Genomic DNA, 12,768 nt, shown 5'->3' with positions numbered 1-12,768 from the left:
CCGCTCCGTCCTGCCGCCCTGCGCCCGCGAGGCCAGCAGTGAGCGCCGCCTTCCCGCCCAGCTGGTACGCAGCCAGCCTGCCCGAGCCGCCCGCACTGCCTCCGTTGCAGGGTGACGTAAATGCCGATGTCGCGGTGCTAGGCGCCGGCTATACCGGCCTCACTGCTGCGCTGGAACTGGCCGCGCGCGGCCAGCGCGTGGTGCTGCTGGAGGCGCAGCGGATCGGCTGGGGCGCCTCCGGCCGCAATGGCGGCCAGGCACTGGTCGGCTACGGCTGCGAGGTGGACGAGCTGGAGCGGCAGCTGGGTCGCGACGATGCACGCCACCTGTTCGACTGGTCGCGCGACGCGGTGCAGGCGATGCGCACCCGCATCGATCGCCACCGCATCGACTGCCATTGGGTTGAAGGCCACGCCAGCGTCGCCATCCGTGAACGCCACGAGCGCGACCTGCAGGCCAACTGCGAGCACCTGCAACGGCATTACGACTACCCCATGCAGTGGTGGAGCCGTGACGCCCTGCGCGCGCAGCTGGACAGCCCGCGCTATCGAGCCGCGATGTTCGACCCGCTCAGCGCGCACCTGCACCCGCTGGCGTACGCGCGCGGCCTGGCCGCTGCAGCGCGTGCGGCGGGGGTGGTCATCCACGAGGATTCGCCCGTGGTGCGCATCCAGCGCGGAGCGCAGCCGACCCTGCACACTGCACAGGGCCGCGTGCGCGCCGCACACCTGGTGGTGGCCGGCAACGCCTGGCTGCAGGGCCTGCTGCCCGAGCTGGAGCGGCGGATCATGCCGGTGGGCACCTACATCGGTGCCAGTGAGCCACTGGGTGCCGAACGTGCACGCGCCCTGATCGGCAACAACATGGCCGTGGCCGACACCGCCTGGGCACTGGATTACTTCCGCCTCAGCCACGACCACCGCCTGCTCTTCGGCGGCCGCGCCAGCTACTCGGCACTGCCCCCGCCCGGCCTGCGCGGGGTGATGCAGCGACGCATGCACGATGTCTTCCCGCAGCTGGCCGACGTGGTACTGGACCAGGTCTGGGGTGGCTACGTGGACATCACCCGCAACCGCGCACCCCACTGGGGCCGGCTGGACGGCAATCTGTATTTCGCGCAGGGGTTTTCGGGGCATGGCGTCGCCGCCGCCGGGTTGGCCGGCGAGGTGATCGCCGCCGCCATCGCCGGCCAGAGCGAGCGCCTGGACGTATTCCAGCGCCTGCGCCATGCGCCCTTCCCCGGCGGCCGGCTGCTGCGCACGCCGCTGCTGGTGGCGGCGATGTCGTGGTACAAGCTGCGGGATGCGTTGTGGTAGCGGGACCCTTCCCAGCCACATAATCGGCGCAGGCGCTGGGGAGCACGTGGATGCAGTGGTGGAAGGACGGCCTGCAGGTGAAGATACGCGTCAGCCCCGAGGGGCTGGTGCTGGCGCTGCTCTATGCCTTGGCCTGCTGGGGCGCGCGCAAGCTGTCTTTGGACCAGTTCTTCCTGCCTGCCGGCGTGCGGGTGGCCGCGCTGTTGCTGTGCCCACCCCGTCTTTGGCCCTACCTGCTGATGGGTGAATACGCCTACTTCGCGCATCTGCGCATCCCGCTGATCAGCAAATACAACCTGACCTGGGTGATCCTGGCCTCGGTATTCCTGATGCCTGCCGTGATGCTGATCGTGCGCCTGCACCGGAGACTGCTGGCACGTACCACGATCGTCGGCGTGATCTCCATCGCGGCATGCGCCGCGACGGTCATCAGCCTGCTCAACCTGGGAATCTCGTACCTGCTCTGGGCCCCGTTGCATGAAGAGACATTTCTCACCAATGTGTTGCGCTATGCGCTGGGCGACTTCACCGGCATCCTGATCCTCGCGCCTCTGGCATTGCTGTGGATACGCCGCGCCGAGGAAAAATGGACAACCCGGTCTGTTGCGGCCACGGTCGCAGCACTCGCCGCCATGCTGGTCATCGGCCTGCAGGCGACGCCGGTACCTGCCTCGATCACGGCCCCCGGTTCGCTGCAGTTGTTGTTGATCCTGCCTATTCCCGCAATCGCCCTGACCTGCCTGCTGGGATGGCGCGGTGCGGCCATCGGTGTCGCCGCCGTGAACATGATCCTTGGCCTGAGCACTCCCTCCGACCATCCGACGGCATTCGATCAGGCGACCTTCGCGACCCAGCAGGCCATGGCCATCGCCAGCATCGCCCTGCTCCTGCTGGGCGCTCGCATCACCCACTTCCAGAACCAGCACCGGTTGCGCGAGGAAGATGGCAGAGCGGCCCTGCAGCTTGCGCGGAATTCACATCTGGCCAGCGAGATGGACCTGCGCGAACGGGCGGCGCACCTGCGCCAGCTGGGCGATGGCATGGACCTGTCTCTGAACGAGATGGTGAACTGGCTCCATGCTCAGGGTCATCACGCGGTGGCTGACAGCCTGCGGCATACCTCGGAGGTGCATTCACGCCTGTTCCGGGCCCAGGCCAGCATGATCTATCCCGCCGCTCTGGAGCGACTGGGCTTGTATGTGGCGTTGCAAGCCGGTGGGGTGCGTGAGGCTTGGAATGCCACGCATCGAATCGGACAACCCAGGTTGACGGGGGACCCCTGCGCGCTCGGGGTCGGCCTGCAGCTTGCTGCCTACCGGCTCGTGGTTGACGCGGTATCGCTTCTATTGAAATGCGAGCCTGGGCAGATCTCGGTCAGTATCCGCTGCGGACGTTCCATCCGGAAGCGTGGTGCCTTCATCTGCGTGGCTCTTCTGGACCGCCGCGAATCACTGGGAAGCCGTGCAAAGGAACTGGCAAACGAGCAGCTGCTGGGCCGGGTCCTAGCACATGCGGGCCACATGGACTTGAGTGGCAACAGGCTCAGGATGGTATTGACCGAAGCACGGGAAGCTCCCCGCCAGGCAGGCGCTGCTGAAGCCGTGTGGGAAAGCACACGCTCCATCGACCGTGGCCCCCCCCGGACCGCGATCTGACTTTCCCAATGAAAGGAGATGCAGATCATTACTCGAAAGTGATCGTTGGTCGGCGCCGAACCTACCCCGTCAGGACCTGGCGCCGGCGTGCAATTGCGCGCCCATGCTCCTGTCGATACTGTCATCCAATGGCGCGTCCTGAGGCGTTCAAGCAACCCGCACCGCCGCTGCCATGTCACGAGCAAGGGAGGCTCGGGTTTGGACCGATTCAAAAAGGCCGTTGAACTGAGCTTCCGTATCCGGCCAGCCGGGATCGCCCTCGCGGCCGTCTATGCGCTGAGCTGCCTCGGTTCGCGTCAGTTCTCGCTGGATCAGTTCTTCCTGCCGGCGGGCATCCGTGCAGCGGCACTGCTGATCGTACCGACCCGCCTGTGGCCCTACCTGCTGCTGGGCGAGTACGCGTACTTCGCAACGCTGCGCATCCCCATGATCGACACCTATGGCCTGGACTGGGTCATCCTGGCTTCGACACTGCTGATGCCGATGGCGATGCTGGTGGTCTACCTGCATCGGATGAGAATGCCGTCCGAAGCAGCTACCGGTCTCTGGCTGCTGTCACTGTCCTTCTGCACGGCACTGTTCGTTCCGGGTCTCAACCTGGGCATTTCATATGTCCTATGGTCGAACCCACCACCCAGCAATCTGCTGGACGCGGTCGACCGGACGATCTTTGGCCACTTCGCCGCCATCATCACCCTGGTGCCGTTGGCATTCCTCTGGTCGCGACGGCAGGCCGACCCCGGTTGGAGCGACCGTTTCGTCGCCCCTACCGCCTCGGCGATCCTGGTGATGCTGGTGTTGGGCCTGAGCATGCAATTGACAAGCGCCGGCGCCCACACGACGCGGACACACATGGTGCTGCTGGCCGCCCTGCCCGCCATCGCCCTGACCTTCATGCATGGGTGGCGCGGCGCGGCCATCGCGATTCCGTTGTTGAACCTCCCCCTGCACGGTGCAACGCCCAGCACCGGCCTGCCCTCCTCATTCGACCTGGGCACGTTCGCCACCCAACAGAACATGGCGGTGATGAGTGTCGCACTGCTGGCACTGGGTTCCAGCATCAGCTACCACCATCAGCGCGCCCGGTCCCGCGGCCTGGCCGAGGCAACCACACTGCGCCTGGCACGCGGCTCGCATCAGACCAGCGAGCGTGAGCTGCGTGAACGGGCCGTCCACCTGAAACACCTGGGCGAGGGCATGGACAGTTCGCTCAGCGAGATGGTCAGCTGGCTGAAGTCCCAAGGCCACCATGCGGTCGCAAACAGCCTGCAGCACGCGTCGTCGGTGCATTCACGCCTGTTCCGTGAACAGGCCAGCCTGGTCTATCCCACTGGACTGGAACAGGTCGGGCTCTACATCGCGCTGCAAGCCGGCGGTGCATGCGAAATCTGGAACAACACGCATCGCGTCATTCCGCCCAGGCTGGCGGGCAATCCCTGCCTGCTGACCGTGGATCTGCAACTGGCCATCTATCGCTCGCTGATCGAGGCGGTTTCACTTCTGCTGGAGCTGGAGACCGGCCAGGTATGCGTGCGTGCCCGAAGTGGTCGGGCAGGCAAACGTCGCGGCATTGTTGCTGTGGTGAGCCTGCTCGACCGTGGCTGCACGCTGTCCACGCGAACCACCCACCAGGCCATCGAGCGCCTGGCCGGGCGGATGCTTGCCTACGGCGGAGCAGTCCACTGTCGGGGCAATCGGCTGCGACTGGTCCTGCATGAACCAATCACCCACGCGTCGCCCGCGGCGGCCTGACACGCAATCCCGCCCGGCGCGCAGCGTTCGCAGCTAAAGTTGCAGCCGAAACCGCCGTTATCCGTGCCGAGCCCCTCCCTCGTGAGCCACCGCATCATGCCCGTCCTGCCGCAGGCCGCCGTCGATGGCGACCTGGCCGATCCGCTGCCGCAGCGGATCCTGCTGGTCGAAAACTCCCGTGCTTTCACCGGCATGCTGCGCGAGGCCATCGAGCAGCGCCTGGAGCTGCCGGTGGTGATCGCCTCCACCCTGGCCGAGGCCGACCGCCTGCTGAACGAAGGTGGCGGCTGGTTCCTGGTACTGACCGGGCTGGTGCTGGCCGATGGCGACCGCGACGCGGTGGTCGAGTTCTTCCTCAAGCGCAACCTGCCCACCGTGGTGGTCAGCGGCGTCTACGACGAGGACCTGCGCAAGCGCGTGCTGCAGCAGCAGATCATCGACTATGTGCTGAAGAACACGCCCGGCAGCATCGATTACCTGGTGTGGCTGGTACAGCGGCTGGAACGCAACCGCCGCATCGCCGCGCTGGTGGTGGACGACTCACCGTCCGCGCGCGGTTATGCCGCAGCCTTGCTGCGCATGTATGGGCATGAGGTGCATGAGGCGGCCGATGGCAATGAGGGCCTGGCTGCAATCGAGGCGCATCCGGCGATCCGCCTCGCCGTGGTCGACCAGGAAATGCCGGGCATGCAGGGCGTGGAGTTCACCCGCCGCCTGCGCACCCTGCGCTCCCGCGACAAGGTGGCGGTGATCGGCATCTCCGGCAATACCGATGCGTCGTTGATCCCGCGCTTCCTGAAGAACGGCGCCAACGATTTCCTGCGCAAGCCGTTCTCGCGCGAGGAATTCTTCTGCCGGGTCTCGCAGAATGTGGACCAACTGGAGCTGATCGGCACCCTGCAGGACCTGGCCACCCGCGACTTCCTCACCGGGCTGCCCAACCGGCGCTGCTTCCTCGAGCAGAGCCAACGCCAGCTGCCGCAACTGCAGCTGCACGGGCAGTGCGTGGCGGTGGCGATGATCGACATCGACCACTTCAAGCACATCAACGACACCCATGGCCACGAAGCCGGCGACGATGCGTTGCGCGCTGTGGCCAGCGCGGTGGCCGCGCACGCGCGCAGCCATGACCTGATCGCACGCTTCGGTGGCGAGGAGTTCTGCCTTCTGGTACCTGACATGGAGCAGGACGAGGCACTGCTGTACTTCGAGGAACTGCGCCAGCGCATCGCCGCGCTGGAGGTCGACATCGGCACTGCCACCCTGCGCATGACCGTCAGCATCGGCCTGTGCTGCCTGCGCCCGCAGCGCGATGCACTGCACCGGCTGATATCCGAAGCCGACCGCCAGCTGTACCTGGCCAAGGCCGGTGGCCGCAACCGGGTCAGCTGCACCACGGTGGCCAGCCCGCTGCGCCCACGCGAGCCGGCGCTGCCCTGACCGGCACGCTTTGATCCAGATCAACGCCGCCCGCGCAGGGCGGCTCTACAGTCGGCCCCGACATACGCATGAAGGGGAGCCGGGGATGGCACTACTGGTCTGGCAGGACGATCTGAACATCGGCATCGATGTGATCGACCAACAACACCGCCGCATCATCGAAATGCTCAACCACCTGCACGTGGCCCAGGCCAGCATGCAGCGTGCCGCGGTGGGTGAAGTGATCGACGAAGTGGTGGACTACACCATGTCGCACTTCGCGTTCGAGGAAGAGCTGATGGAAGAAGCGGGCTACCCGTTCTGTGCCGCGCACAAGCGCGTGCATGAGGTCTTCATCAAGCGGGTATCGGAGTACCGCATGCGCTTCCAGGCCGGCGAGGACATCAGCGACGAACTGCGCACCATGCTCTCGCGCTGGCTGTTCAACCACATCCGTGGTGATGACCAGGCCTATGCCGAACAGGTCAAGGCGCACCTGAACCAGTTCGCCCGCGAACACCAGGGCGGTGGCTGGCTGGGTCGCACGCTCAAGCGCTTCTTTGGTTGAGCCGCAGCGCGCGCCGGTGCAGTGCCACGAGCGCGCACAGGGTGGCAACCGCGGTCAGGCACAGGTAGTAACCCACCGCGACCAGGCCGAAGCGCTCGGCCAGCCAGGTCGCCAGATACGGGGCCGGTGCCGCACCGAGGATGCCGGCCAGGTTGAATGACAGCGAAGCGCCGGTGTAGCGGACCTCCACCGGGTAGATCTCGGCCAGGAAGGTGCCGCAGGGGCCATAGGTCAGGCCCATCAGGAACAGGCCCAGGCACAGGAAGGCGGTGACCAGCCATGGGCTGTGCGGCTGGAACAACGGCGCGAACAGTACGCCGAAGCCGATGATCAGCACGCTGGCGACGATCATGGTGCGACGCGTGCCCCAGCGGTCGCCATAGCGCGCCGACAGCGGGATGCCCAGTGCGAAGAACAGCATGCCGACCATCTGCATCAGCAGGAACTGCTCGCGGCTATAGCCCAGCACCGCAGTGCCGTGGCCCAGGCTGAACACGGTCATCAGGTAGAACAGCACGAAGGTGGCGAAGGCGCCCAGGGTGCCCAGCAGCATCGGCACCGGGTGGTCACGCAGCACCGTCCACATCGGCAGCCGCACCGGCGCCTTGCGCTCCAGCGCCTTCTTGAAATCGGGCGTCTCGTGGATGTTCAGGCGCACCCACAGGCCGAGGCCGACCAGAAACGCGCTGGCCACGAACGGGATACGCCAGCCCCACTGCAGGAAGTCGTCCTGGCTCAGGCAGCGGCCCAGCACCAGGAAGATGCCGGCCGACAGCAGGAAACCGATGGGCGCGCCCAGCTGCGGGAACATGCCGTACCAGGCGCGCTTGCCCGGTGGCGCATTCTCGGTGGCCAGCAGCACCGCCCCACCCCATTCGCCGCCCAGCCCCAGCCCTTGGCCGAAGCGGCACAGCGCCAGCAGCGCCGGTGCCAACAGCCCGATCTGCGCATGGGTCGGCAGCAGGCCGATCAGCACCGTGGACAGGCCCATGGTCAGCAACGCGGCGACCAGGGTGGCCTTGCGGCCGATGCGGTCGCCGAAATGACCAAACACCGCCGAGCCGACCGGCCGGGCGATGAACGCCACCGCGAAGGTCGCCAGTGACTGCAGCAGGGCCGCCTGCTCGCTGCTGTCCGGGAAGAACAGGTGCGGGAACACCAGCACGGCGGCCGTGGCGTAGATGTAGAAATCGAAGAATTCGATGGTGGTGCCGATCAGGCTGGCCAGCAGGACACGACGGGGGGAATTCACGGGCGGCGCGGCAGCAGCGATCGTCGACATCGGCAGTACGGATAACGGTAGATCGGCCGATTCTGCCACGGGGCGGTGGTCGCACGGGGCGATGGTTTCAGCCGACACCGATGCCAACGAATTTTTTCCTGCCACCCGCTAGGCTGCACCACCGGTCCCTGCATGGATGCCTTGCCGATGGCTGCAGTTGCGTTGTCGTGGTCCGGTTCGCCGAAGCTGCCGCGGATGGCGGCGTGGCTGGTGGTACTGCTGGTGCATGGCGGGCTCTCTCTGTGGCTGCTGGACAGCGGCCGGATCGAACTGCGCAGCGACGACGGCCCACGGATCTTGCTGCGTTGGCTGCCACCGGAACTGCCGACGCCGGTAGCCAAGCAGCCCACCTTGCCCTCCGCACAGATGACGCGTCCGGCCGCATCGGTGATGCCCCGCCCTGCCCAGGTTGCGCAGGCAGACAGCGCCCAGCCTGCCGCGGAGGACGCGGCTGCGGTAGCACCACTGATCCTGAGTCTTCCTACGGGCAGCATCGACGGTGGTGACGGCATCAGCGCCGCAGTGGAGCCGAGCCGTGCTCGGCTGCATCTCGCGAAGAGCAGTCGAGCATGGCTCGACTCTACAAAGAGCAAACAGCAGCCGAGCGTGGGCTCGGCTCGACGAAAAGCGCTCGGCGGGCGCGTCGTTACAACTGGATCCAGGTGGCCTTGATCTCGCTGTACTTGTCGAACGCGTGCAGCGATTTGTCACGGCCATTGCCGGACTGCTTGTAGCCACCAAACGGGGCGGTCATGTCACCACCATCCCAGCCGTTCACCCAGACGCTGCCGGCGCGCAGCTGGCGTGCGACACGATGGGCGCGGCCCAGGTCACGCGTCCACAGGCCCGCCGCCAATCCATAGCGGCTGTCATTGGCCACGCGCACCGCTTCGGCCTCGTCGTCGAAACCAAGCACGGCCAGCACTGGCCCGAACACTTCCTCGCGTGCCAACGCGTGGTCCGGACGCACCTGGTCGAATACTGTGGGCTGCACATAGCAGCCGCCGGCTTCCACCTCGGCCCGATGGCCGCCCAGCAGCAGACGAGCGCCCTCGCCTTCGGCACGGGCGATATCGGCCAGCACCTTCTCCACGTGCGCGGCGTCGACCAGCGCGCCCATCGGTGCATCAGCCTCCAGTGGATGGCGGGGCTGCATGTGCTGGCCATAGGCAATCACCTGGTGCACGAAGTCCTCACGGATCGAGCGCTGCACCAGCAGGCGCGAGCCGGCGGTGCAGACTTCGCCCTGGTTGAAGAAGATGGCCTGCGCCACGGCCTTGGCCGCTGCGTCCAGGTCCGGGGCGTCGGCGAACACCAGGTGTGGGCTCTTGCCACCGCATTCCAGCCAGACCCGCTTGAGGTTGGACCGTCCCGCATACTCCAGCAGCTTCGCGCCGGTGGCGGTGGAACCGGTGAAGGCCAGCACGTCCACGTCCATATGCAGTGCCAAGGGCTCGCCCACGCGCGCACCATGGCCGGGCAGCACGTTCAGCACCCCCTCCGGCAGGCCCGCCTCGGCCGCCAGCGCCGCCAGCCGCAACGCCGATAGTGGCGAACGCTCGGACGGCTTGAGCACCACCGAATTGCCCATCGCCAGTGCCGGCGCGATCTTCCAGCAGGCCATCAGCAACGGGAAATTCCATGGCACGACCGCCGCCGCCACGCCGGCAGGCTCGCGCGTGACCAGGCCCAGTTCATGCGGTCCGGTGGGTGCGATTTCGCCATACAGCTTGTCCACCGCCTCGGCGGTCCAGGTCAGGCAGCGCACCACGCCGGGCAGGTCGATACGGCGTGCATCACGCACCGGCTTGCCCATGTCCAGGGTTTCCAGCAAGGCAAGCTCGTCGGCGTGTTTTTCCACCAGCTCCGCCAGGGCCAACAGCACGCGCTTGCGATGGACCGGGCTGGCCTGCGACCAGTGGCCCGCATCGAAGACACGCCGCGCCGCCCGCACTGCGCGCTCCACGTCCTCTGCGTCGCAGTCGGCAACCGCCGCCAGCACGCGGCCATCAATCGGGCTGATGCAGTCGAAGCGCGCACCGTGGGCAGCATCGACGTAGCGGCCATCGATGAATGCCTGGGTCGGCATCGAAAGCTGCTGGGCCAGTGCCTGCCAGTGGCTGCGGTCGGGAAAGTCGGCCATGCCGGGCTCCTCGGAACAGTTTCCCCGGTTATACCGGCGTGGCCGCGACTCCGCCGTGACGTGGCTGCGCTACATTCTCCCCATCGGACCCGATGGAGCTGGCATGAAGCGTTCCGCGAGCGACCTGCACGATCTGGCGACCCAACGCCCGGAGTCATTGGAGGCGTACTGGATGCCGTTCACCGCCAACCGCCAGTACAAGGCAGCGCCACGTGTGCTGGTGCGTGCCGAGGGCATGCACTACGAGGATGTCGACGGCCGCCAGATCCTCGATGGCACGGCCGGCCTCTGGTGCTGCAACGCGGGCCATGCACGGCCGCGCATCGTCGAGGCCATCGTCGAGCAGGCGCGCACACTCGACTACTCGCCCGCCTTCCAGATGGGCTCGCCGCCGGCATTCGCGCTGGCGCAGCGGCTGGCCGCATTGGCACCAACGCCCCTGAACCATGTGTTCTTCACCAGCTCCGGCTCGGAGGCGGTGGATACCGCGATGAAGATCGTGCTGGCCTACCACCGCCAGCGCGGCGAGGGCCAGCGCACGCGCTTCATCAGCCGCGAGAAGGCCTACCACGGCGTCGGCTTCGGTGGCATGGCACTGGGCGGCCTGCCCAACAATCGCAGGGCGTTCGGCCTGCAGCTGGGCGGCGTGGACTACCTGCGCCATACCCTGGACCTGCAGCGCAATGCGTTCAGCAAAGGCCTGCCGCGCCAGGGCGCTGAACTGGCCGACGACCTGGAGCGGCTGATCGCGCTGCATGACGCCTCGACCATCGCGGCGGTCTTCGTCGAGCCCATCGCTGGGTCCGCCGGGGTGATCCTGCCGGCGCCGGGCTACCTGCAGCGCCTGCGCGAGCTGTGCGATCACCACGGCATCCTGCTGGTGTTAGATGAGGTCATCACCGGCTTCGGCAGGGTCGGCATGCCCTTCGCCGCACAGCGCTTCGGGGTCACCCCGGACCTGCTGACCTTTGCCAAGGCCGTCAGCAACGGCGCGGTGCCGCTGGGCGGCGTCCTGGCCAGCGACGCCGTGCATGCCACGCTGATGCAGGCACCACCGCAGGCCATCGAGCTGTTCCACGGCTATACCTATTCTGGTCACCCGCTGGCCTGTGCGGCCGCACTGGCTACGCTGGAGGTGTACGCCGAGGAACGCCTGTTCGAGCGCGCCATCGAACTGGGCGAATACTGGCAGGAACGGCTGCACGCGCTGCAGGGCCTGCCCAACGTGATCGACATCCGCAACTTCGGGTTGGTCGGGGCGGTCGAGTTGGCGCCACGCCGGGACATGCCCGGCAGCCGCGGCTACGAGGTGTTCCGGCGCTGCTTCCACGACGGCCGGCTGCTGGTGCGCTGCACCGGTGACATCATCGCGCTGTCACCGCCGCTGATCGTGGACAAGGCGCAGATCGACCAGATCACCGGCACGCTGGGCGAGATGATCCGGGCCACGGCCTGAGCCCGGGCCCGCGGCGGCGAGCGGGTACAATGGGCGGTTCCGCTCCTGCTCGTTGCCGTGCCCATGGATATCGTCGTCAAAGAAGAACTCAAGGCCTATATCGACCCGCTGACCGCGGACGAACATGACGCGCTGGAGCGCAGCATCCTGGCCGAAGGCTGCCGCGACGCACTGGTACTGTGGGGTGACGTGCTGGTCGATGGCCATAACCGTTTCGGCATCTGCCAGAAGCACGGCCTGCCGTTCAACACGGTGCAGAACACCCGCTTCCAGAGCATGGAAGACGTGCACCTGTGGATGATCGAGCAGCACCTGGGCCGGCGCAGCGTGTCCGATTTCCAGCGCGGCGTGCTGGCGCTGCGCAAGCGCGACATCCTGGCTGCCCGCAAGCAGGTCGAGCAGGCCCAGCTGCAGCGCGAAAGCGATGGCACCGCCGACGTCACCGACGGGGGCGGCGAAGACAACCCGCCGTGGGAACCGGCACCGAAGATCAGCCGCGCCGAGCTGGCCCGCGAAGCCAAGCTGAGCACCAGCCAGGTCGGCATGATCGAACGCATCCACGCCCAGGCCGCGGCCGAGGTGGTGGAGGCGGTGAAGGCTGGCGTGATCTCGATCAGCGCCGCCGCGGCCGTGGCCGACCTGCCCGAAGAAGAACAGCGCGCCGCCGCCGCCGGTGGCAAGGACGAGCTGAAGCAGGCCGCCAAGCGCGTGCGCGAGTCCAAGCGCAAGCCGCGCGCGCCGAAGCCTGAACCGGCCGAGATGGATTTCGAGGAGGCGGATGAGGACGAGATCGCCAGCCGCGATGCCGAAGTGCTGTCCGCACTGGAACAGCTGGGCGAGGACGCACCGGCATTGCGTCGACGCGTGGTCGCGCTGACCCGCGAGAACGACACCCTGCGCGCGCAGCTGGCCGCGCTGCGCAAGCAGCTGGAAGCGCTGTAGGCGCTCTCGACGCGCTTCTGTAGAGCCGAGCCCACGCTCGGCTGCTTTTGGCGGGGGCATTTTCACCGCCCCCAGCGCTCGGGGCTAAATAAACGCGTCAACCGGGCGGGGGTTTTATAACCGCAATATTCCCTCCCCCCAAAACCCCCCCGCCCCAAACCCCCCCCCCAAAACCCCCGCCCTCCGGCCGCCGGGTGTTATTGCTTTGTCTTAATAAAAAAATAAACATCCGCAC

At 67.0% G+C, this 12,768-nt stretch carries 10 protein-coding genes; 8 read left to right on the top strand and 2 right to left on the bottom strand.

All coding sequences use genetic code 11. The annotated features are described in order from the left end of the window. Window positions 1-38: 38 nt before the first annotated feature. The 5 genes from QRO91_RS12590 (at window position 39) to QRO91_RS12570 (ending at window position 6,710) form a co-directional block, all read left to right on the top strand. Complete coding sequence (locus QRO91_RS12590; protein WP_336621518.1) at window positions 39-1,316, top strand: FAD-binding oxidoreductase; 1,278 nt, start codon at window positions 39-41, stop codon at window positions 1,314-1,316. Between the two features lie 50 nt (window positions 1,317-1,366). Next, complete coding sequence (locus tag QRO91_RS12585; RefSeq protein ID WP_049431278.1) at window positions 1,367-2,971, top strand: MASE1 domain-containing protein; 1,605 nt, start codon at window positions 1,367-1,369, stop codon at window positions 2,969-2,971. 198 nt (window positions 2,972-3,169) lie between these two features. Then, entirely contained in the window at window positions 3,170-4,723 is a 1,554-nt protein-coding gene (locus QRO91_RS12580) for an MASE1 domain-containing protein (protein WP_049431275.1), read from the top strand. A 96-nt stretch (window positions 4,724-4,819) separates the two neighbouring features. Continuing rightward, window positions 4,820-6,163, top strand: a complete 1,344-nt coding sequence (locus tag QRO91_RS12575; protein WP_049431271.1) for a diguanylate cyclase — start codon at window positions 4,820-4,822, stop codon at window positions 6,161-6,163. A gap of 85 nt (window positions 6,164-6,248) precedes the next feature. Continuing rightward, window positions 6,249-6,710, top strand: coding sequence for a bacteriohemerythrin (locus QRO91_RS12570; RefSeq protein WP_004151683.1), 462 nt, complete (start codon window positions 6,249-6,251; stop codon window positions 6,708-6,710). Here QRO91_RS12570 and QRO91_RS12565 read toward each other — a convergent pair. Beyond that, window positions 6,691-7,992 carry an MFS transporter gene (locus QRO91_RS12565; protein WP_049431326.1) on the bottom strand — a complete coding sequence of 434 codons (1,302 nt, stop codon included), beginning with the start codon at window positions 7,990-7,992 and terminating at the stop codon, window positions 6,691-6,693. The two genes, QRO91_RS12570 and QRO91_RS12565, sit on opposite strands and share 20 nt — an antisense overlap. A gap of 132 nt (window positions 7,993-8,124) precedes the next feature. Between QRO91_RS12565 and QRO91_RS12560 the strand changes: the two genes are divergently transcribed. Beyond that, on the top strand, window positions 8,125-8,664 hold the full coding sequence (locus QRO91_RS12560) for a hypothetical protein (RefSeq protein ID WP_238378632.1): 540 nt from the start codon (window positions 8,125-8,127) through the stop codon (window positions 8,662-8,664). Here QRO91_RS12560 and QRO91_RS12555 read toward each other — a convergent pair. After that, a complete protein-coding gene (locus QRO91_RS12555; protein ID WP_049431269.1) occupies window positions 8,639-10,135 on the bottom strand; it encodes an aldehyde dehydrogenase in 1,497 nt (498 codons plus the stop codon). The genes QRO91_RS12560 and QRO91_RS12555 overlap by 26 nt on opposite strands. Window positions 10,136-10,238: 103 nt before the next feature. Between QRO91_RS12555 and QRO91_RS12550 the strand changes: the two genes are divergently transcribed. Together QRO91_RS12550 and QRO91_RS12545 are read left to right on the top strand one after the other, a co-directional pair. After that, window positions 10,239-11,591, top strand: coding sequence for an aspartate aminotransferase family protein (locus QRO91_RS12550; protein ID WP_197650654.1), 1,353 nt, complete (start codon window positions 10,239-10,241; stop codon window positions 11,589-11,591). A gap of 63 nt (window positions 11,592-11,654) precedes the next feature. Then, entirely contained in the window at window positions 11,655-12,533 is an 879-nt protein-coding gene (locus QRO91_RS12545) for a plasmid replication/partition related protein (RefSeq protein WP_197633511.1), read from the top strand. The last annotated feature ends 235 nt before the right edge of the window (window positions 12,534-12,768 follow it).

Origin of the sequence: Stenotrophomonas maltophilia group sp. Smal32, assembly GCF_030237085.1 — a bacterium.
In the GTDB taxonomy this organism is placed as follows: Bacteria; Pseudomonadota; Gammaproteobacteria; order Xanthomonadales; family Xanthomonadaceae; genus Stenotrophomonas; species Stenotrophomonas maltophilia_Q.
This window is presented reverse-complemented; position numbering and strand designations above follow the sequence as displayed.